The following is a 17,528-nucleotide window of genomic DNA, read 5'->3' as shown; positions in this document are numbered from 1 at the left end:
TTTCACTCTCCTTTCCACAAAAAAATAGCCTGTTCGGCATATTAAAAATTAAAATGCGTCGAACAGGCTATCTACTTTGTTAGGTTTCTGATGATGCTTATTTTCTTCATACTCATCTTCATTTGCTAAGTTATATTGATGAATATAGAAATGATAATCACCTTCCCAAATTTCCATTGGGCTAATGTTAAAATATTTTGCTATCAATCCTATATTTTTATCTACAGTCCTTAGAATTTCATCATGAGTCAGTTCTACTTCATCTTCATCATCATTATCATTTACTTTTTCTTCACTTCTACGGTAGGGTTTCCCAACGCACTATTATAAGCATGATCTAAAGTTTCTTGATATTTACGTGCATCTAATCCATTACGTAATTCTTCGACTGTAAATTGATTGTTGAAATATTCAACTAAGAACTCTTCTTGTAATTCTAATAATCCTAATTCACTTTCTTCTGTTGCTTCTAACGGAATATAATGTCCTTTTTCATCTTTTTCATACTTACCTTTACCATCGTTTTTGTACATACGTTGACGTGTTTGATATTGTAATGAAATAGCTTTTCTGTATACTCGTCCTGGTACAATATTTGGCGCGTATACAGTACGTGTTACTCCTGCATCATTTGCAAGTTCGATTTCTTTAAGAAAATCAAATTCAATTTCTTCCTCATTTGATTCTTCAACTAATACTTCTGCTTCTTTTAATAATTCTTCAGTCATTTTAAATTCCTCTTTTCACTAATTTGTATTTTTTAATTTTGGCCAAAATTAAAAAGGGGACGATGCCCCTTTAAATTATTTTTTTATCCTGCTGGTACACCAGATGGTACAGCCCATCCTTTTGGTAAACTTGTTGCTGGAGCAGCTTTACCGAATACTTTAGTAAATAATTTATCTAGTGCTGCTTTGTCATCTTTTGCGATAACTTCACGGTATTCTTTAATATTATCTGACAAACGAGATGAGAACTCACCGTTGATTGAAGCACTACCGAAGTCTGTTTTTTCTTCAGCTGTTTTAGCATCGTCACCTTCAACTGCAAACACACCACGAGTTAATGCGATCGCTTCAATATCTTTATTTGCTTTTTCTTTGTAGAAAATGCATCCTACGTTAGGGGGATTTAATGTTCCACCACGTTGAATAACAGTTCCATCTTCATCTACTTCTAATCCAGCTAACCATGCACGAATTGCTAACGGAATTGCGAACGCTTGTAAATCTACTTTAGTTTTACCTTGAGATACAGCTGATTCCTGAATTTCTCCATCTCCCCAGTTTTCAATAGTATCTTGATCTTTATCTACCTTAATTTGTTGAGCTCCTCGAATATGACGAATTTCATCATATACTGGCGCCTTACCCATTTCATCTGTTGTTAATTCTGCTACATGGAATCCACTAATATTTACGAATGAACCTACTTTTTCTTCAATAGCTTTATATGCCATAATTTAATTCCTCCAATAATATTGTTTTTTTGTATAAAAAATAGACATCCAATTGAATGTCTTTAGTAAATATCTTTTTCATCTAATTCATAGGCGTAATAATAACGTCTAGCATCTCTATATAGAGATACATAATCAGTAATTCTTTCGGTGTGTGGTTCTAAAGAATCTACAAAGTTAATTCCATTTGCTTTTAATAAACGTTTAATAATATTACCGGTAGTCATCAATCCATTTTGTTGCCATATATCAATTTGAAAATGTATACCTGATGCGTGTATTTCACCATCACCAAATTCTACATCTGGCGTACCGATTACCGAAATCCTTATATATGGCGGTTTAGTTTTTAACTCTTCTGGAATAACTAAATTTTTAATATTGCTAGCAGGTACTAGTTTCGTGACGTCTGGTGATTTAATAAGAATATCTCTTATAAATTTATACGGATCATCAATCATATTTTCAAACTCCTTTTTATCTCTTCTTTCATCGCTTTTAACTTTTTATTTTGCGACATTCTCAGAGCATTTGTAATTTTGAGTTGTGGTGGCTGATGAACCGTACCCCATTCTACGAAATGAACTCTATAAGCAACCTTACTTTCTTCAGTCCATCCAATTAAAACGTATCCACCATTGCTATCACGTTTAAATTCTCCAATTGTTAATGTGTCACGAGATTTACCACTACCTACAGATAAATTATTCTTGATTTCTTCAAAGTCTACTTTAGCTCCAGCATTAACAATACGTTTTTCGGCACCTTCAATATTGCGAACCATCTTCAGAAGATTTTTACTTATATCATTAATTCCTTCAATTTCAACGGACATTACTCATCACGCTCCATCACAAGATACATATATGGTTGTCGTGAATCTTTGCCGAGTATCTCAGTTATTGTAAATCTTTCTGAATTAAGTACGACATGCATGTCTGTTACAATGCTTTTTTGATAACGTATTCTCAATTTTTTTACTGTTTTGTTACCCAACTGAATTTCATTTAGACTATCTGATGACTTATCATTGATGATTTCTGCCCAAACCTTCATAAGAAGTTCTTCACTAGGCGTTGACCAGCCATCATCAGATGCATCCGAAACGCTATATATTTCAATACGTTTGTCTAAATGGCTAATGTTGTCATTAACATATTTATTCCTTTTAAACCTCATGATCCAACACTCGCTTTCAGTTTAAGTACAAGCGAAGTTAAAGTCTTATCTTCAACATCTTCCATACCTCTTGACTCAAAGTCACGCGTAATAATATACTTTAAAGCTTTACGATAAAGAGGATAAGCAGGATCTGTTTCTTCGACATTTGGCACACCAGACAATAACAATTCTGATTGTGCTTCAGATATTAAATCTAAAATTTCATCATCAAAATCTGGGCCATCTATTTTAAGCCAGGTTTTAACTTTTTCTAATTCAATAACAAATTCAGACATAGGCTTTCACCTACTCTTTATCTGTTTCTGATTTAGCAGCGCTCTTTGTAGTTTCTTCAGGTAATCTTTCTAATACTTCACCATAATCCGGATGTGAACCGTCAATGTTGTGTTGAATTTCTTCAGCACGTTTTACAGTCATTTCAACAACTTCACCAACTTTATCAAACACACGACCTTCACGTGTACCTTCAAAAGGTTTTTTTACTCTAAACTTAGCCATTAATTATGCCTCCTAATTTATAAAATACATTACCTGTAGACTAGCCAGCAGGTAATGTTGAAACATTTACGATACGGAACGCAGCATCTAAAGTACGCACTTGGTCATACCATGCAGTAAGTACAAATAAATACTCACCTTTTTTAACGTCTTTATCTGTATCGAATGTTGTATTTTCATAGTTGATTCCAAAATAGTTAAAGTCGCCGACAATTGGATTAACTGCTGAATCAGAGAATACAATTTCTTTACCAAAAATAGTCTCTGGTGCAGTATTAAAGAATGAAGTTGTACCGTTAGATAAAGTTAATAACATAGATTGATAGTCAGCATATCGCATAACAATTTTCGCATTTTCACGGTAATCTTCATGTAGATCTGCTAATGCAGCCATAATTCCTGTGAATACATCTTTTCCAGATACAGATTTAATTTTACCCGCTTCATAGAAAGACATATGCTCTAAACCAGATTTAGGTGAAGTTGCAAATGCATCTTTACGTTCTTTAGCAGCTAAACCACTACGTAGTGCATTTTCAACCCAGTTTACTAAATCTAAATCAGAACCATGTAGAACTGTGTCAGAAATTGCAGCATATACTTTAAATTTATTTTGACCAAATTTAACTGAATCACCTTTTAACTGCATTTCGTGAGCTGTTTCAGTGTCTAATATGAAATCATCGTTATCTAATGTGTAAGATAAACGAGGTAATTCTAATCCTTTGATATTTGTCATACGAGCAATATCACGTAATGGATTTTTTGCAAATGGTTCAGTGATAATTTCTTTACTAACTGTTGTTGGTAATAATTTATCACCACCAGTTTCATTTCCTGCAGGAATCGCGTGTAAAAGAATACGTTGTGCATCTTCAGATGGTTTAGAGAACTCGTTTGGCATTAGAGCATGACGATAGAATTCTGCTTTTGCTTTAACTACTTGGTCTTCTTTAGATAACTCAGCAAATCCTGCACCTTGTTGAGCATCAAGGTTTTGTTTTTCCTTCATTTCATTTTCCATTTTATCTAATTGAGACTTTGAAATATTGAAACGTTTTTCTAAACTTGTAATTTCCGTTTCAACTTTCAAAATATCTTCATCTTTTGATGTTGGATCTGATACTAATTTATTTAATTCTTCTTGCTTTGCTTTTAACTTTTCACCATTCATTGTGGCAGTTTGTCTTAAATCGAATAATGTTGGCATTGTATGCCCTCCTTTAAAATTTGTTTTGAGAAATTAAAAAATCCTCGACTTCTGCTTTTATCGTTTTGCAGCGTTCGAGAATTAGTTTTCTATCAACTTCAGTTGATTTATTTATTTTTTCTTGTGAATCAGGTACTATTTCTTCAATTACAGAAGTGTCTACTACTTTTTCTACATCCTTCGCAACTGCTTCAGGCACTTTAGAATACTGTTTTAATTGTTCCTCAGTGATACTTGCAGCCATTTGATTAGCTCCAATAATTTCATCTGCAAATCCGAGTTCATACGCTTCCTGGGCTGTCATCCAGTAATCTTCTTTAAGCATCTCTTCAAGTTGATCTTGAGAAACTTTAGAATTCTTATTGAGATATGCAGTATTACTTGATTTGTCCATTTTTTCCATTAAATCAGCTGTCTCACGTAGTTCTTTAGCGTTTCCTGCTGTTACAATCCACGAATTATGAATCATCATCATGCTATTTTCATGCATAAAAATAGCGTCACCACTCATCGCGATAACACTTGCAATTGACGCTGCTAAAGCATCAACATATACATTAATTTTTGCTTTATGTGATTTAAGCATGTTGTAAATAGCATGCCCACCAAATACACTTCCGCCACCTGAATTAATATGAAGGTTAATGACCTCAACATCTCCAAGTGCTTTTAATTCTTCTTTAAAATCTGAGGCAGTGACATCAGAATCTTCCCATTTTGAGTTAGTAATAGGTCCATAAATATAGATTTCCGCTTCATTTTGAGCTTTTTTCTGCATTTGGAAGAAATCACTCGTCTTTTTTGTCATTGTTATCACCTCCTTTAGCGGGATTGCGTTCTGCAGGTGATAAAGTGATCGGATATAAATCTCCACTTACCATTGCTACATCTCCACCTTCAATTGGTGGCATGTCTTCAAATCCACGAATTTCATTAACCGTGTACCATCCTGTTCTACCAGCTTTGAAATATGCTTCTGCTTGGGTAGCAACATCAGCTCTTAATAAAGCCTTAGTATTAAATTTGAAATAAAACCCTTCGTTTTTTTGGTTTTCATTTAATAATTTCTTATTAAATTCGTCTTCATATTGTTTTATGATTGGAAGCAATGTGTGAGTTAAATAAAATCTATTTAACTCCTCAACAGATTTCATCGAATTAACATCGGCATTCAATAATGCTGTTGGAATACCAAAAGCATTAGCCACTCGTTGACGTGTTAAATTTTCAGCATTAACAACATCTTCTGAAACATATTTTCGGTCAAGCTTTTCAATTTCCACACCTTGTTCTTGGAATAAAACACCACCATTTTCAGAGAAAAATTGCTTAAAGTTTTCAATCACTCGTCTTTTTTGTTCTTCACTTACTGTGGTAGCATAATTAATGATAAATGCATCCATTTTCTGCATTTCATCCAAGTTGAATTTCCTTAATGCATTATCAAATTCTGTTGTATTTTTCAGCACACTTATTGGGCTGATGCCTACTTCAGAATTCATTGCAGATATGTGTTTAAAATGAAGTATTTCAGCATTATGAAATATTAATTTGTTTCCGCCATTTCTCACAACATAATATAATTCATTACTTTTCCCATCTATTGCTGGCGTAACATTATCACTATTCAATAAATACAGTGCCTCTGGTTGTAATAATCTATCACGAGATATAACGACATATGCATTACCCTTCTCGTTCCTAATCGTTTCAATACGCCTTATCAACTCGAAAGGTGTCATATTAACATTAGGACTTCTTGTAAGTAATCTTGCTGTATCCGTATCTTGCTTCTCATAATTTTTATACAATTTTATAGGTAAACTTGCCATAGAATTAGACAATCTACTTATCGAAGCGAATATTGTTTCATTCGTCTCTAATGTCGCTTGTTCTATTCCCCAGAAATATTTGTTGTGCCATCCTGAAAAGTCAGAAACGACAGTATTATTATGCTGAATGATAGTATTTTCTAAAGGACCTGTGATAATTCTCTTAATCCTATCCATTATTCCTACATGCTGTTTCGACACATCCTTATCGCTCCTTTCTTTTAGGATTGCTATTTCACGAATAGTTTCGAGTGTAATACCAACACCATGAGATAAATTAGATCACAATCCTTTCTGGATATAGACTATAAATTATCCATTACATCAATTTTCCTTTGTCGAAAGAGAGATTAATGTAAAAATAAATAAACCTTTTATAAAGGTCATGCTCAGGACCATGCATTATCTAAAACTTACAAATTCAATTTCACCGCTTCCAGCCGGATTGACCATCATCTCCATGACAAGTACATGTGCATTTAAGAAAGCAGCAAAACCATCAATTTTTCTGTTTTTGCCTTGTTTTGTTGGCATCCAGTTCCCATTACGATCCATAACAAGTTTTACATTATTGATATACCATCTAAACAACTTATTTTTGTTATATTTCACTTTGCCATCAATAAATATTTCTTTTAAATTTTTCATTGGTGCATTTAAAGTTTTATGACCCTGGATAATCTTAACCATTTCAAAACCTTTTGCTTCTAAAGATTTATTTAATCTAAAGGCATTGTAATTATCAAATGCGATTTTTTGAATAGAGTATTTTTTACTCATTTCTATAAACCAATCTTCTACAATATCCTCTTCTACATAATCCTTTTCACAAATAGTCAGTAATCCCATTCGTTCATATTCTTCATATGGAATAGAATCATCTTCCCTTGATTTTTTACGTGGGATCCATGAATGACTAATTACCGCAACACTTCCATCATCCATCGGAAATTCAAGACATGCACTGGTGAAGTCTTCTGTATTAGACAAGTCATAACCACCAATACATTGTTTACCGATTAAATCTTCTGGATTGAATTCACCGTCATTTCTTATCAATGTGTCATAATCCAAGAATGATAATTCATCATTATCCGCAAAAATATTAAATTGTTTTGTTATCCAGTCAGCATGTTGACCAGGATTTAATTTATCAGTGTTATAGTCTTTAACTAAAGAAGGCAAATCACTTGTCACACCTATATTCGGATTAGCTTTCACCCACAATTCAGGATTTTCTATCTCTTTAATGTTGTCCATTGAATACATCAAATAAAATTGTGAATCCTGGTCTACTACACCACGCACTACATCTTTTCCTAATTCAACAAAATCAACTAATGGTCCATCTAGCTCATATCCTGCAGTAGTTATGTATACTAGCAATGGTTGTTTACGTGCTGACCAAGATCTTTTGATAACGTTGATTAATTTATAGTTCGTAAATTCATGTATCTCATCAAAAACTGCAAAAGATGTATTTAAACCATCTAATTTCTTAGAGTCAGATGCACGTGGTTCAATCTTAGATTTACTTTCAGGATGAGTAATTGCTATACCTGTTTCTTTCATTCGCTTTTTTAAGGAGGGTGAAGCTTGTACCATCGCACGTGCTTCATCATATAACTCTCTCGCTTGTTGCTTTGCATTTGCCAATACATAAACCCTAGCACCACGCTCACCATCCTTAGAAACAGCATAAGTAGTTAAACCTGAGATCGTTGTCGTTTTCCCCGCCTTACGAGGTACAAATATCAATCCTTCTTTAAACCTTCTTAGTCCTGTATCTTTATGAACCCAGCCATACAATGAACCCAAAGCAAAATGTTGCCAGGGCTGAAGAATAATATTAAAGAAGTCACCTTTTGAAGGCTTACAAAACTTTTCAATAAATCTTATTGGTCTATGTGCTTTTTCTTTATCAAAAATATATGGAAAATCTTCTGTCCCGGCGCGTTCTAAATCCTTCTTATGTCTTTTACACGCCCAAACAACATCTTCACATGCATGTATTGCACCGGAAATAATTTGATCAGCGTACCAATCTGTTAATAAAACATCTGAAACTGAATCAAGAATGTTACCCGCTTTGATTTGCTGTGCTCTCCAAATCAGATACCATTCTTTAATCTCAGTTGGTTTAGAATGAATCGAAACCGTCGTCATCAGATGCACCTTCTTCAATAATAGAAGATAGTTTTTGTCGTTGAGCAACAGTAAGTCCTAAACTTTTTAACAGACCATTTAATAATTGAACGTATTTAGGAATTTCAATTAGAAGTGGATTCTTGGTCATATTTGTAGCCCCAGCTTTATTTGTATGTGGCATCATAAAGTCTTGTGACCTCAATTCCTGACGCATTTTTCGGTAAATTTGATGGTTTTCAACATACAAATCGATTAAATAATCATCAGATTCCTGATATTGATCACCCAAAAATTCTATTATTTTCTTCTTAGTTGGAACTGCCATAATCCCTCACCACCTTTACATTTTTCTACATTTTTAAATCTAAAAACATTAAATCTGAAAATAATAAATTTTGTCGAATTTACCCCCTTTAAGTAAAAAATCCAACTTTTTCACACAGGATCCTGCGTCGCCGTTGTCACGGCGTATTAAAAAAATTTATTAAGGTAGGGGGGATTTTATTTTTAAGAATTTACATTATTTCTCCAAGTGCTTTAATTCCTTTTTCATTATTGCAACTTCTACATGCAAGCTTTACATTTTCCCAAGCATGAATGCCACCTTTTGCTATAGGTATGACGTGTTCAATAGTTGGATATTTATCTTCGTTATAATGTAATGTTTTATCTGTGTCATTTCCACATATATAACATTTACAACCATCTCTTTTAATCAATCTTTCAATTGATATACTTGTATCGTATGAACCATTCAGCATTATCCTTTTTCTTCTTTTGATTTCTTTTTGTCTATTTTGATATCTTTTACTACATTGAACACTACAATATCTTGACGCTTGATATGAATGTGAATAATGTTTACCACATTCTTTGCATTTTTTAGAATATACTATTCTAACTGCGCTTTTCTTTCTACATTTTTCGCTACAGAATTGCTTTCTTATGTTACTTGTAAAATAAATGTTGCATTGATTACATCTTTTAATAAAAACACTTGAATGTTGTCCTATTAAAGAACATGACATGCCAACAAGATGTTTCGTCTTGTTGTTGTATGTACACTCTTTGCAAATAGCTTTGTAGCCTTTCTTTTTAGGTACTTCGAATACTTTATTACATTGTTTACATTCACATGTATTGCTAATATCATTTTCTTTATAGTATCTTGTATTCCATTTCGCTTTACATCGCGTGCTACAAAACTTATTGTTATATCTGATTGATTCAAACGTTTCATTACATTCCTTGCATTGATTGTAATATGTTCTTCTATGTAATTCGATACCATTAGATAAGCAATACTTCCGGATTACTTTTTTATCCACTTTTAACCTCAGTGCTATCTTCGTAATACCTAGCTTCTTATTATTCATTTCAATTATTGTGTCATGTTGTGCAAACACTTCGTGAACTCTACTCTTCATTGTTCATCCTCCTCTTTATCTCCTTACTAAAGAAAATATCAGGTAAGACTGATACACCGTTATCAAAATAGAAGAGAAAGTTTTTATCAAAAACCTACAGTACATGTATTGCAAATCTTTTTTATACTTTAACTATATTTACTTTCTTGCTATCAATCATCTTTTGTCGTTTACTTTTAACACTTTTACGTTTCTCATCTTCGCCATGAATTTTATTGTGACAATGGTGACACAAAGATACTAAGTTATCTATGTCTAATGCTTTTTGAATATCATGTTCGACATATACGATATGATGAACAACATCTGCCGGTGTCATCTCATCGTACTTTTCTAAACAGTGTTGACATAAGTGATCATCACGTTCTAATGCAACAAGCCTTATCTTTTTCCACGCCGGCTTCTTATAGAACCAATCAAATTTCTGTTTCTTTCTGATATTACTCATATAAATCACCTCACAAAAAAAGAGGTCACAGCAATTAAGCTATGACCTCTTGTTACATCATTCCTTATATAAAGATTAACACGTTATAGTCAAAATTTTGACCGTTTTTTGTTCGCCAAAAGTTCGTGAAAAGTTCGCCAAAAGTTCGCGAAATCACACTCCTATAATACCATGCGTGCAAAATTTAAATATACATCTTCAAAGTGTTCTTTCAAATCTTCATCTTTAATCACTTTGATAGCATCCAGAGATAAAGGTTTAAACAAACTATCATCTTTACCATTTAATTGTGTGATAGTATATATATCGACTAATCTATCTGATATGTTCACTCTTAACGCTATTACTTCTTCTCCATCTACTCCACCAGGTACAATTGAAAGCACTTTAGAGTTTAAAAACTTTATTAAATAGTTTTCATGTCTCTCTTCCTTTATATCTACTATTTCTTTGTTTACTGATAAAGCTTCTTTCATTTCTTCAAAGATAGGATGCACTCTATTAAATAATTCTTCAGCATCATTTATATTTCGTTGGATTTGATTGCTATAATCCTGTCGTTCTTTCATAACTATATTATTTAAGTCTTTAAATACATTCATGTATTTCACCTCCCTAATTGTATTTGAGTTATTCATATCTAATATTGTGTATAACTCATGAATTCATTATAACCCTAGTCATATCAATGTTTCTATAAGTTTTCAGAAAACAAGTTATACATTGCTTATTTATGAATAACTCTTTAACTTAATAAAGTACTTATAACAATTATCTATTTAATTTAAGTCTAATAAAATGGACCTGAATATGATTCAGATCCATTTATCAATATACAAATTTAAAGTTAGTCATTGCTTCATCTATGCTATCCTGTGTGATTCCTATGTACTTTAATGTTATTGCTTCACTACTATGATTGAATATCTTCTGTAGTGTCGCCACATCTTTTGTACCTTTATAATAATGATAGCCGAATGTCTTACGCATTGAATGCGTACCGATTGATTCCAGGTCAAAGTAATCAGTTAGTTCTCTTAATATCTTATACGCCATATCGCGTGATATTGGTTTATTAAATCCCTGTCTTGATTTGATGATGAACTCTTCTGGAGGTTTATCCTTTATATATTCTTGAAGCGGTCCTTTAAGGTTCTTATGTATCTGTATCTTACGCTGCTTACCTGTCTTCTGTTCCCTTAATCTTATTGTGTTACCTTGCACAGAAGATACTCTTAATTGAAGTATATCTGATATTCTCAGGCCACAGTATATCCCAATTAAGAATAATATATAGTTGCGTTCGCTCTTCTGTTTAAGATGTCTCTCGATTGCCACGATCATATCTGGGTTACGAATAGGTTCTACAAAGTTCATTCTGCATCATCCTCCATATATTCATCTATGCCAAGATAAAAAGCTAAACGGATAATAGCATCATTCTTTACTTCATAGTATTTTGTTTTGCCGATACCTAAATCTGTATAGATTTCAAAGTCTATACCTCTTTCATCCTGAAGATATTTATTGACGATAATATACTTCTCATCGGGCTTTAAATTATCAACCGCTTCATGCACTCTTTTCAATAATACTTCTCTTTCTTTTAACATCTGTTCACGTTTAATATTCTTATCTGCACTAACCTCAATCTTATTAAGTCCTGATACTGTTGAAGGTGGAATGAAACTGAATGATTGCGTTACAGATGGCATACTTCTTAAAGGTAATAAGTTTAATAGTTTGTTATAGCGTTTGAATATACGGTAAACATTTCTTCTTGTTTTAATAAAGTCCAGGTTTTTCATCTCAGTTAATAATGATGTCATTAGCACCCTCCACATTTCATGTTATAATATATATGTCGTATATATAAAACATGCATCGCGTGAAGCGGTGCTTTTTTTATTTATGCTTCTTATTTCTGTGATGCTTGTAACGCTTCTAATTCTTTTATTTTTAATATGATTACCTCATATGCATGTATTTCATCTTTATAGTGTTGCTGATCATTCATACAATCCTCATATCTACCTTTCAGAAATTCTTTTAATTCATTAATGACATTAATAGAATCTTTCTTTTTATCATATCTAACATTCTGTTTTATGATTTTATCTTCAATGCTTTTACTTATCTTCATGCTATCTAATGCAATTGATTTAATTGGTTGGTTGCATAATATTTCACTTTGAATCGCTAATACTTCATCCAGCTTATTAATTACTCTATCCGCTTCTGTTTGTATTGGTTTAATAATCTTATTAACTTCAACTTCATCAAATTTTATATTGATTGTATTATTATTTATCTCTGCCATTTAAATATCCTCCTCTGTTCCTCTTAATAATTTTAATGACTCCCCAATAAAAGGTATCTCTTCGTGTGGTGCTAATAAGTTTATTACTTCATCGATTCTCTTCTTAGTGATCCTGTTGCATTGCAAATCGTCTAAAGATTTTTCAAATCCATAATCAAGTAACTCTTCTACCGATAAGTTAGACTCTATAAATGGTTGACCATATTTATTAATACCTTTCATATCTCGTTGATTCAATGTATCAATAATTTCATCATGAATACCATTAACATCTTTAACTGCTGGTTGAGCTTGTGGTGTTGGATCATTAACTTCATCAACTACTGGTTTAATCTCAGAATTAATATCATGTGGCATTGTGAATTCTTTTTTTATCTCTTCTGCTATAATCGTTTGACGTGGCACTAAATCAAATACTTTTCCACCTAAATTAATTGTGTTCATTTTTATTCTCTCCTTTTAATTCTTTTATTTTTGTTGTAGCGATTAATGTTGCTTGACGTGTTTCTTCTAAAGTCATACCAAAACAACTAGGTGATATTACGATATGAGGGAAGTCTATGCCCCAGAACATCATTCCTTGTTTCAAATGGTCCATTAGTATCATTATTTCATCTCTGTTAATATCTTTATCCTTATAAGCGTGTAGCACTGTAATCAAATCATCTATACTTCTTATATCTAATCCATCTAATAAGATTATCCCCTCAGACATTATGACACTCCCTAGTCGACATATTTTGGTTTAGGTATTGCAGGAATCCACATATGTGGATTGTAGTTAATTTCATATCTATATTTACTAACGTTTTTTACATTCATATCTTCGACAACATATGAAACATTATCAGATAAACCGATAATATGTTTTTGATATTGTCCTTTATCATTTTCAACAACCACTTCTAATTGCTTATCTTTTCTATCTGCTTTAATCGACATCCGACCTGACATCTGAAAGATGATGTCATTCTTGATTGCATTGATCACAGTTACTTTTCTTACTGTATTAAAATTATCAGACTCCTGTGATAAGTTCTCTGTTACCCTGTCCGCTTCTGTGCCACAAGCTGTTAGGAATAAGGTTATAGCTAATAATGTCGTTCCTAATATGTTCTTCATTACTCAATCCCCCTACCATAATCGTATATTTTTTATTACTACGTTTATAACATCTTTATTTTTATATTTTATTACGTCATATCTATAAGGTGGTTCATACCCGTTTGGTCTTAATTCTTTTCGTAATATTTTTCGCAATTTTCTATTTGCTGAATACCTATTGAATGCTCTTGTCCAATACAACTGATGAAAACCTTTGTCATTTAAGTATCCGTTAATCGTTGCAAAGTATAATTTCAATATTAATCTCTCCTTTTAATATCCCTGTTGTTGCCTATCATGATTTTCTTTATTCTTAATATCATATGCCGCTTCAATTTCTTCTAAACTGAAAGCGTAGTAATCTAATATGATCAATAATATTGCATAACACTCTAGGTAATCTTCTAATGTTTTAAGCTGATACATTTTATTCATAATGTATCTTAAATCCTTAATCTTTACTGATTTCTTTTTATCCTTATCCCAGTACTCTTCTTTTGTTCTGACTAAAGGCATATTTGTTTCTATTCTCTTATTGATGTATGTTACTAACGTCTCTTTACCAGCTGAATGTTTGTTGATAATTAAATGTAGGAAGTGGATAATATCTACACCTTCAGCAATAATCTTTCGTGGTTCAACGCTCTTTGTTTTCCAGTACTTCCACTGATCAAAACATTCATTCTGAAATTCAGCAATTTCATTTTTTAATGCTAGTACATGGTTTTGTTGTAAATCTTCTAACCATTCATCTGCACTTATGTTATGCTGTTTTCTAATGTTACTGTCTAACTCTTCTTGTTTCTTTGCTAATTTTTCGAATAACTTTAATGTTATCTGTATCATTTTGTTCGCTCCTTTTTATAAAACATTGCATCAATTAAAATTGTATTCATATTAATTTCAGGCTTATTACCAGTCTTGATGCTTTCGATATACTTTGCTATTTTATAAGACTCAATCATATTCCCGACACCACTCAATAAGTTATCGAGAGATTTAAATAATGATTTGATTAATAGATACATACTTCTAAGCCTTGTCATTTTTTGTCCTCCATATTATTATGCGTTTAGCTTACAAATCTTTTTTCTATCGGTGTTGTGGCAAATTCAAATACAGCTTCCATTAATGGTGTTCGCACTACCTTATACATTAGATAGCATCTTTCATTAATAATCAGGTTGTACTCTTTTTCCATGTCGATATATAGATATGCTGCTTTATTGAATTCATCGTACCGTTTCAGCCTGGACACTTCATGTTTGTTCAGCACATAGAGATTATCAAACGCTTCAACTACAACGAACGGGTTGTCTAAATTACCACTAGATGTACAATCTTCCACTGCTACGATAAACTCTTGTTTAGTCATTCGCATCTACCTCTTTTTATTATTTCTATTACTAGTAATCCATCCTTAACCTTTAATTCAAACTGATCATTGCTTTCTATATCTTGTAATACAAATTTATCTACAAGTACTTTTCCAGGCATGGGATTTATATATTCTATTGCAGCACCATCTATTACTGTTTCTATGTGTTGTGAATAAGTTTTAATCTCTGATACTCTTAATCTTTCTAATGCATTATCAGCTACAGTTTTTTCAGTTTTTACGGTTTTCGTTTTCAAATTGTTCCCACGCTTTCATGAATGCAGTATCTATTAGATCACTGTTTATTTTTGTTGGATTAATTGATTTATAATGTCCAATTAATTTTTCTAAAGTCATTCTGTATATCTTTTCTTTAAAATACATCCGATATGTTCTATAACCGTATGCAACAAAGAATACATTAGTAAATATCAAAATGATTATAATGAAAGTTTTCAATTCCATTTAATTTCCTCCATAACATCCTCTTCATATCCACAACTATTACATCTAACAATGAATTGAATTAACTGTCCCTCAATGAAATATTTCGTTTCACTTACTTCATTGCTTTTGCATCTTTTGCAATATCGTTGAAGCGGTCGATAATTACTGTATGACCATCTACCTTTGTTCATGTGTTATCTCCTTATTTCCACTTTCTTTAATTAAATTTCGCTGTAAGTTTCATTAACCCGGTTATTTCAACTCTATTTGATGTCTTGTTACACTTGATCCGTATTCTTCATATAATTCAAAATATCTGTCCTGAGCCTTCATCGTGTTTTCGTATGCTTCATAAGGATAACCATTAAAATTAATAACCCATATATTTTTCATATGCACTTCACCTACATAAAGATTTTATTCAATTAGACTAATTGTGATTATGTGTTTAGTAGATCTGGACTTTCGTGTATGTTGCCGATGATTTCAATCCCGTCATCAACTCTAATGCTATTGCCGTGTAAGTTCCAAAATTGTTCATTTTGCCAAGCTGGATATAATATATACATTGGCGCTCCTTCGTTTCTCCATTTAACTTGGAATGTGCCACAATAGCCTTCACTCCACGCTTTTACAATATCCCCCTCGAAAATCTCCTTACCGTTTTTGTCAGTAAGTCCTGTGGATTGCATTAAAATTGTGCCATCTAACGGTGCAAAAAGGTTCTTACCATCTTCGTTCCATGTTTCGTAAACACGCTTTAGTTTCATATTGATAGCAATAACATTAAACATTTCTTTTTTCTTTTTATCCCACGCTCTAAACTTTAATATCATTCGTCATCCTCCTTTTCTTCTGGAATCCATACTAATTTTCCATGACCTTCCCAAGATGATGATTTTTTCTTATTTTTTATAAACCATTCAGCAGTTGCATTCAACACATCATCAGTAGCAATTCTTCTGTTTTTATTATCCATAATTCCTTTATCTGATATTCTTGCCATATAAATTTCTCCTGTCATAAAAGCCACAACTAATTTCACTTTTTCATATGCCATTATTCATTCTCCTTTTCGAGTTGTTCATTGACGTAAATACAATGAATAAATGCTTTGATTTTTAAATCATCTTCTTCATGCAAGAAATACTCTGCTATAAAACCAAATTCTCTTACTTCTTTATAATTCACATATTCGCTAGGTGCTATCAGCCATTCTTTCGCACTGTCGTATGTAGGGAATGTATCTTCAGTTACCCAAGCATCAACTAAACTTCCATCTTCATATTTCATAAAGTGGACAATATATACTTCCACAATCCTCGCTCCTTTCGATTAGTTTTCTTTCGGATAAAACTTAATTTCCATTTTATTTCCGTCTTTATCTACTACAACCAACTCAATATAATCATTATGTGTAACATATTTTTGAGTTTTTACATTATTCAACATTTGGTGCATTGCTAGATGTTGTTCTGGTGTCATTCTCATTTCCTCCTCAACTATTCGGAATTTCCTAATAGTTCGATTTCTAGTACGCTTTCTAGTAGGTTTCTAGTAACTTCGGCTAATGTGGAATTGTACTCCAGATTAGCCGAATGTTTAGGTTACTCTAGGTTATTGTTTAGGTTATTACATCGCCCGAATGAACGGACGTTATTTCATAAATACAAGCCAATGCGTTTTCGCTCTCTTATTCCCAAAGAGTGGTTTGTATTCCGTTGTGGCCAAAACATCATTTATTTTCACTTGTTCTTCATTCCATTTGAAAATTAAAGTTCCATTAGGTTTTAACACTCGCATACATTCATCAAAACCTTGCTTTAAGTCCTGCATCCAATTATCTTTATCAAGTCGGCCATACTTTTTAACTAGCCAACTATTTTCCCCACCTCGTATTAAATGTGGCGGATCAAAAACAACCATGTAAAAAGATTCATCATCATATGGCATATTTCTAAAGTCAGCTAACGTGTCAGGTTTGATTACTAAATTACGACCATCACATAAAGTCGTTTCTAATTCTCGAATATCCATAAATTCAACGTCATTATTTTTTTATCAAACCAAAACAT

General features: G+C 32.4%; 33 protein-coding genes and 1 pseudogene. All 34 read right to left on the bottom strand.

The genetic code is table 11. From position 1 onward, the window contains the following. Positions 1-48: 48 nt before the first annotated feature. Positions 49-177, bottom strand: a complete 129-nt coding sequence (locus tag BHU61_RS13665) for a hypothetical protein (protein ID WP_275542452.1) — start codon at positions 175-177, stop codon at positions 49-51. 104 nt (positions 178-281) lie between these two features. After that, complete coding sequence (gene gpG, locus BHU61_RS06820; RefSeq protein WP_111715637.1) at positions 282-728, bottom strand: phage tail assembly chaperone G; 447 nt, start codon at positions 726-728, stop codon at positions 282-284. Between the two features lie 83 nt (positions 729-811). After that, entirely contained in the window at positions 812-1,459 is a 648-nt protein-coding gene (locus BHU61_RS06815; protein ID WP_111715636.1) for a major tail protein, read from the bottom strand. 62 nt (positions 1,460-1,521) lie between these two features. After that, on the bottom strand, positions 1,522-1,920 hold the full coding sequence (locus tag BHU61_RS06810) for a DUF3168 domain-containing protein (protein WP_111715634.1): 399 nt from the start codon (positions 1,918-1,920) through the stop codon (positions 1,522-1,524). After that, complete coding sequence (locus BHU61_RS06805) at positions 1,917-2,294, bottom strand: HK97-gp10 family putative phage morphogenesis protein (protein ID WP_111715632.1); 378 nt, start codon at positions 2,292-2,294, stop codon at positions 1,917-1,919. The genes BHU61_RS06810 and BHU61_RS06805 overlap by 4 nt, the downstream gene beginning before the upstream one ends. Continuing rightward, positions 2,294-2,638, bottom strand: coding sequence for a phage head completion protein (locus tag BHU61_RS06800; RefSeq protein WP_111715630.1), 345 nt, complete (start codon positions 2,636-2,638; stop codon positions 2,294-2,296). The genes BHU61_RS06805 and BHU61_RS06800 overlap by 1 nt, the downstream gene beginning before the upstream one ends. Further along, the gene (locus BHU61_RS06795; RefSeq protein WP_111715907.1) at positions 2,635-2,901 is read right to left on the bottom strand and encodes a head-tail connector protein; all 267 of its coding nucleotides are present in this window, start codon (positions 2,899-2,901) and stop codon (positions 2,635-2,637) included. The genes BHU61_RS06800 and BHU61_RS06795 overlap by 4 nt, the downstream gene beginning before the upstream one ends. Before the next feature lie 25 nt (positions 2,902-2,926). Further along, entirely contained in the window at positions 2,927-3,139 is a 213-nt protein-coding gene (locus tag BHU61_RS06790; RefSeq protein ID WP_111715629.1) for a hypothetical protein, read from the bottom strand. Between the two features lie 40 nt (positions 3,140-3,179). Continuing rightward, positions 3,180-4,349: a phage major capsid protein gene (locus BHU61_RS06785; protein WP_111715627.1), complete on the bottom strand. Its 1,170-nt coding sequence runs from the start codon at positions 4,347-4,349 to the stop codon at positions 3,180-3,182. A gap of 13 nt (positions 4,350-4,362) precedes the next feature. Continuing rightward, entirely contained in the window at positions 4,363-5,157 is a 795-nt protein-coding gene (locus BHU61_RS06780) for a head maturation protease, ClpP-related (RefSeq protein ID WP_111715626.1), read from the bottom strand. After that, positions 5,138-6,358, bottom strand: coding sequence for a phage portal protein (locus BHU61_RS06775; protein WP_111715905.1), 1,221 nt, complete (start codon positions 6,356-6,358; stop codon positions 5,138-5,140). Before BHU61_RS06775 ends, BHU61_RS06780 begins: the two co-directional genes overlap by 20 nt. 225 nt (positions 6,359-6,583) lie before the next feature. Then, entirely contained in the window at positions 6,584-8,347 is a 1,764-nt protein-coding gene (locus BHU61_RS06770; protein WP_111715624.1) for a terminase large subunit, read from the bottom strand. Further along, complete coding sequence (locus BHU61_RS06765) at positions 8,322-8,654, bottom strand: P27 family phage terminase small subunit (protein WP_111715622.1); 333 nt, start codon at positions 8,652-8,654, stop codon at positions 8,322-8,324. The genes BHU61_RS06770 and BHU61_RS06765 overlap by 26 nt, the downstream gene beginning before the upstream one ends. A 190-nt stretch (positions 8,655-8,844) precedes the next feature. Continuing rightward, positions 8,845-9,756, bottom strand: a complete 912-nt coding sequence (locus BHU61_RS06760) for an HNH endonuclease (protein WP_111715621.1) — start codon at positions 9,754-9,756, stop codon at positions 8,845-8,847. A 121-nt stretch (positions 9,757-9,877) separates the two neighbouring features. Continuing rightward, positions 9,878-10,204 (bottom strand): HNH endonuclease, encoded by a 327-nt coding sequence (locus tag BHU61_RS06755; RefSeq protein ID WP_111715619.1) that lies wholly within the window; start codon positions 10,202-10,204, stop codon positions 9,878-9,880. 161 nt (positions 10,205-10,365) lie between these two features. Then, on the bottom strand, positions 10,366-10,806 hold the full coding sequence (locus BHU61_RS06750; RefSeq protein WP_111715617.1) for a hypothetical protein: 441 nt from the start codon (positions 10,804-10,806) through the stop codon (positions 10,366-10,368). A 226-nt stretch (positions 10,807-11,032) separates the two neighbouring features. Next, entirely contained in the window at positions 11,033-11,581 is a 549-nt protein-coding gene (locus tag BHU61_RS06745; RefSeq protein WP_111715616.1) for a site-specific integrase, read from the bottom strand. After that, positions 11,578-12,033 (bottom strand): ArpU family phage packaging/lysis transcriptional regulator, encoded by a 456-nt coding sequence (locus BHU61_RS06740; protein WP_170122487.1) that lies wholly within the window; start codon positions 12,031-12,033, stop codon positions 11,578-11,580. The genes BHU61_RS06745 and BHU61_RS06740 overlap by 4 nt, the downstream gene beginning before the upstream one ends. 89 nt (positions 12,034-12,122) lie before the next feature. Continuing rightward, a complete protein-coding gene (locus BHU61_RS06735) occupies positions 12,123-12,524 on the bottom strand; it encodes a hypothetical protein (protein ID WP_111715612.1) in 402 nt (133 codons plus the stop codon). Next, entirely contained in the window at positions 12,525-12,968 is a 444-nt protein-coding gene (locus tag BHU61_RS06730) for a hypothetical protein (protein ID WP_111715611.1), read from the bottom strand. After that, complete coding sequence (locus tag BHU61_RS06725; RefSeq protein WP_111715609.1) at positions 12,955-13,239, bottom strand: hypothetical protein; 285 nt, start codon at positions 13,237-13,239, stop codon at positions 12,955-12,957. Before BHU61_RS06725 ends, BHU61_RS06730 begins: the two co-directional genes overlap by 14 nt. An 11-nt stretch (positions 13,240-13,250) precedes the next feature. Then, positions 13,251-13,646 carry a beta-sandwich lipoprotein gene (locus tag BHU61_RS06720; protein WP_111715608.1) on the bottom strand — a complete coding sequence of 132 codons (396 nt, stop codon included), beginning with the start codon at positions 13,644-13,646 and terminating at the stop codon, positions 13,251-13,253. A gap of 255 nt (positions 13,647-13,901) precedes the next feature. Beyond that, on the bottom strand, positions 13,902-14,474 hold the full coding sequence (locus BHU61_RS06710; RefSeq protein ID WP_111715605.1) for a dUTP diphosphatase: 573 nt from the start codon (positions 14,472-14,474) through the stop codon (positions 13,902-13,904). Further along, positions 14,471-14,674 carry a hypothetical protein gene (locus BHU61_RS06705; protein WP_111715603.1) on the bottom strand — a complete coding sequence of 68 codons (204 nt, stop codon included), beginning with the start codon at positions 14,672-14,674 and terminating at the stop codon, positions 14,471-14,473. Before BHU61_RS06705 ends, BHU61_RS06710 begins: the two co-directional genes overlap by 4 nt. A 26-nt stretch (positions 14,675-14,700) precedes the next feature. Then, positions 14,701-15,003, bottom strand: coding sequence for a hypothetical protein (locus BHU61_RS06700; RefSeq protein ID WP_111715601.1), 303 nt, complete (start codon positions 15,001-15,003; stop codon positions 14,701-14,703). Next, positions 15,000-15,263, bottom strand: coding sequence for a hypothetical protein (locus BHU61_RS06695; protein ID WP_111715600.1), 264 nt, complete (start codon positions 15,261-15,263; stop codon positions 15,000-15,002). The genes BHU61_RS06700 and BHU61_RS06695 overlap by 4 nt, the downstream gene beginning before the upstream one ends. Continuing rightward, positions 15,238-15,471 carry a hypothetical protein gene (locus BHU61_RS06690; RefSeq protein ID WP_111715598.1) on the bottom strand — a complete coding sequence of 78 codons (234 nt, stop codon included), beginning with the start codon at positions 15,469-15,471 and terminating at the stop codon, positions 15,238-15,240. The genes BHU61_RS06695 and BHU61_RS06690 overlap by 26 nt, the downstream gene beginning before the upstream one ends. Further along, complete coding sequence (locus BHU61_RS06685) at positions 15,462-15,644, bottom strand: hypothetical protein (RefSeq protein WP_111715597.1); 183 nt, start codon at positions 15,642-15,644, stop codon at positions 15,462-15,464. The genes BHU61_RS06690 and BHU61_RS06685 overlap by 10 nt, the downstream gene beginning before the upstream one ends. Positions 15,645-15,705: 61 nt before the next feature. Beyond that, positions 15,706-15,846, bottom strand: a complete 141-nt coding sequence (locus BHU61_RS13380) for a hypothetical protein (RefSeq protein ID WP_170122486.1) — start codon at positions 15,844-15,846, stop codon at positions 15,706-15,708. Between the two features lie 47 nt (positions 15,847-15,893). Beyond that, positions 15,894-16,289: a YopX family protein gene (locus tag BHU61_RS06680; RefSeq protein ID WP_111715595.1), complete on the bottom strand. Its 396-nt coding sequence runs from the start codon at positions 16,287-16,289 to the stop codon at positions 15,894-15,896. Continuing rightward, positions 16,286-16,513, bottom strand: a complete 228-nt coding sequence (locus tag BHU61_RS06675; RefSeq protein WP_111715593.1) for a DUF7446 family protein — start codon at positions 16,511-16,513, stop codon at positions 16,286-16,288. The genes BHU61_RS06680 and BHU61_RS06675 overlap by 4 nt, the downstream gene beginning before the upstream one ends. Continuing rightward, the gene (locus BHU61_RS06670) at positions 16,513-16,770 is read right to left on the bottom strand and encodes a hypothetical protein (protein ID WP_111715592.1); all 258 of its coding nucleotides are present in this window, start codon (positions 16,768-16,770) and stop codon (positions 16,513-16,515) included. The genes BHU61_RS06675 and BHU61_RS06670 overlap by 1 nt, the downstream gene beginning before the upstream one ends. A gap of 18 nt (positions 16,771-16,788) precedes the next feature. Then, the gene (locus BHU61_RS13375) at positions 16,789-16,938 is read right to left on the bottom strand and encodes a hypothetical protein (protein WP_170122485.1); all 150 of its coding nucleotides are present in this window, start codon (positions 16,936-16,938) and stop codon (positions 16,789-16,791) included. Between the two features lie 171 nt (positions 16,939-17,109). Next, positions 17,110-17,528: pseudogene (locus BHU61_RS06665) on the bottom strand (SAM-dependent methyltransferase).

It is taken from the genome of Macrococcus epidermidis, from assembly GCF_003259695.1.
In the GTDB taxonomy this organism is placed as follows: domain Bacteria; phylum Bacillota; class Bacilli; order Staphylococcales; family Staphylococcaceae; genus Macrococcoides; species Macrococcoides epidermidis.
The sequence above is the reverse complement of the archived record's forward strand: the minus strand, read 5'-3'. Positions and strand labels throughout refer to the sequence as shown.

Coding starts and splice junctions, on each gene's coding strand:
- BHU61_RS13380 (WP_170122486.1), bottom strand. CDS start 15,846: ATGAAAAATATATGGGTTATTAATTTTAATGGTTATCCTTATGAAGCA.
- BHU61_RS06810 (WP_111715634.1), bottom strand. CDS start 1,920: ATGATTGATGATCCGTATAAATTTATAAGAGATATTCTTATTAAATCA.
- BHU61_RS06710 (WP_111715605.1), bottom strand. CDS start 14,474: ATGATACAGATAACATTAAAGTTATTCGAAAAATTAGCAAAGAAACAA.
- BHU61_RS06765 (WP_111715622.1), bottom strand. CDS start 8,654: ATGGCAGTTCCAACTAAGAAGAAAATAATAGAATTTTTGGGTGATCAA.
- BHU61_RS06815 (WP_111715636.1), bottom strand. CDS start 1,459: ATGGCATATAAAGCTATTGAAGAAAAAGTAGGTTCATTCGTAAATATT.
- BHU61_RS06700 (WP_111715601.1), bottom strand. CDS start 15,003: ATGACTAAACAAGAGTTTATCGTAGCAGTGGAAGATTGTACATCTAGT.
- BHU61_RS06770 (WP_111715624.1), bottom strand. CDS start 8,347: ATGACGACGGTTTCGATTCATTCTAAACCAACTGAGATTAAAGAATGG.
- BHU61_RS06760 (WP_111715621.1), bottom strand. CDS start 9,756: ATGAAGAGTAGAGTTCACGAAGTGTTTGCACAACATGACACAATAATT.
- BHU61_RS06790 (WP_111715629.1), bottom strand. CDS start 3,139: ATGGCTAAGTTTAGAGTAAAAAAACCTTTTGAAGGTACACGTGAAGGT.
- BHU61_RS06780 (WP_111715626.1), bottom strand. CDS start 5,157: ATGACAAAAAAGACGAGTGATTTCTTCCAAATGCAGAAAAAAGCTCAA.
- BHU61_RS06720 (WP_111715608.1), bottom strand. CDS start 13,646: ATGAAGAACATATTAGGAACGACATTATTAGCTATAACCTTATTCCTA.
- BHU61_RS06775 (WP_111715905.1), bottom strand. CDS start 6,358: ATGGATAGGATTAAGAGAATTATCACAGGTCCTTTAGAAAATACTATC.
- BHU61_RS06685 (WP_111715597.1), bottom strand. CDS start 15,644: ATGAACAAAGGTAGATGGTCATACAGTAATTATCGACCGCTTCAACGA.
- BHU61_RS06705 (WP_111715603.1), bottom strand. CDS start 14,674: ATGACAAGGCTTAGAAGTATGTATCTATTAATCAAATCATTATTTAAA.
- BHU61_RS06800 (WP_111715630.1), bottom strand. CDS start 2,638: ATGAGGTTTAAAAGGAATAAATATGTTAATGACAACATTAGCCATTTA.
- gpG (WP_111715637.1), bottom strand. CDS start 728: ATGACTGAAGAATTATTAAAAGAAGCAGAAGTATTAGTTGAAGAATCA.
- BHU61_RS06745 (WP_111715616.1), bottom strand. CDS start 11,581: ATGAACTTTGTAGAACCTATTCGTAACCCAGATATGATCGTGGCAATC.
- BHU61_RS06680 (WP_111715595.1), bottom strand. CDS start 16,289: ATGATATTAAAGTTTAGAGCGTGGGATAAAAAGAAAAAAGAAATGTTT.
- BHU61_RS06785 (WP_111715627.1), bottom strand. CDS start 4,349: ATGCCAACATTATTCGATTTAAGACAAACTGCCACAATGAATGGTGAA.
- BHU61_RS06805 (WP_111715632.1), bottom strand. CDS start 2,294: ATGTCCGTTGAAATTGAAGGAATTAATGATATAAGTAAAAATCTTCTG.
- BHU61_RS06735 (WP_111715612.1), bottom strand. CDS start 12,524: ATGGCAGAGATAAATAATAATACAATCAATATAAAATTTGATGAAGTT.
- BHU61_RS06755 (WP_111715619.1), bottom strand. CDS start 10,204: ATGAGTAATATCAGAAAGAAACAGAAATTTGATTGGTTCTATAAGAAG.
- BHU61_RS06740 (WP_170122487.1), bottom strand. CDS start 12,033: ATGACATCATTATTAACTGAGATGAAAAACCTGGACTTTATTAAAACA.
- BHU61_RS06725 (WP_111715609.1), bottom strand. CDS start 13,239: ATGTCTGAGGGGATAATCTTATTAGATGGATTAGATATAAGAAGTATA.
- BHU61_RS06675 (WP_111715593.1), bottom strand. CDS start 16,513: ATGGCATATGAAAAAGTGAAATTAGTTGTGGCTTTTATGACAGGAGAA.
- BHU61_RS13665 (WP_275542452.1), bottom strand. CDS start 177: ATGGAAATTTGGGAAGGTGATTATCATTTCTATATTCATCAATATAAC.
- BHU61_RS06730 (WP_111715611.1), bottom strand. CDS start 12,968: ATGAACACAATTAATTTAGGTGGAAAAGTATTTGATTTAGTGCCACGT.
- BHU61_RS06750 (WP_111715617.1), bottom strand. CDS start 10,806: ATGAATGTATTTAAAGACTTAAATAATATAGTTATGAAAGAACGACAG.
- BHU61_RS13375 (WP_170122485.1), bottom strand. CDS start 16,938: ATGACACCAGAACAACATCTAGCAATGCACCAAATGTTGAATAATGTA.
- BHU61_RS06690 (WP_111715598.1), bottom strand. CDS start 15,471: ATGGAATTGAAAACTTTCATTATAATCATTTTGATATTTACTAATGTA.